1 protein-coding gene is annotated in these 656 nt (G+C 73.2%); it reads left to right on the top strand.

The window, feature by feature from the left end; translation table 11 throughout:
- On the top strand, nt 1-656 hold a 656-nt coding region (locus HO151_RS00225), incomplete at both ends, for an SDR family NAD(P)-dependent oxidoreductase (protein ID WP_173894120.1).

The following is a 656-nucleotide window of genomic DNA, read 5'->3' as shown; positions in this document are numbered from 1 at the left end:
TCGGTCGGCGATGTCCGTTACCGCGCCTTCGACCTCGGCGAGGCGGGGCCGGACCGGACCGCTGAACTGCTGACCGAGCTGCTGGACCTCTTCGCGCGGGGCGCGCTGAACCCGCTCCCGGTGCGGGTGTGGGACGTGCGGCGGGCGCGTGAGGCGTTCCGCTTCATGAGTCAGGCCAAGCACATCGGCAAGATCGTGCTGCGGCTGCCGGCCCGCTGGTCCCCCGACGGCACGGTGCTGGTCACGGGCGGCACGGGTGGACTGGGCCGGGAACTGGCCCGCCACCTGGTGACGGCGCGCGGCGTGCGCCGGCTGCTGCTCGTGTCCCGGAGCGGTCCGGCGGCGGAGGGCGTGGACGCCTTCCGCGAGGAACTGACCGCCCTGGGCGCCCGGGTGGACGTACGGGCCTGTGATGTGACGGACCGTTCGGCGGTGGAGGATCTGCTGGCGTCGGTGCCGGCGGAGCACCCGCTGACCGCGGTGGTGCACACGGCGGGCGTCCTGGACGACGGTGTGGTGACGTCGCTGTCGCCGGAGCGGCTGGCGGCCGTCCTGCGTCCGAAGGTGGACGCGGCCTGGCACCTGCACGAGCTGACCCGTGACCTCGATCTCGCGGCGTTCGTGATGTTCTCCTCGGTGTCGGGTGTGATGGGCAG

The sequence above is a fragment of the Streptomyces sp. 8P21H-1 genome (genome assembly GCF_013302945.1).
This window is presented reverse-complemented; position numbering and strand designations above follow the sequence as displayed.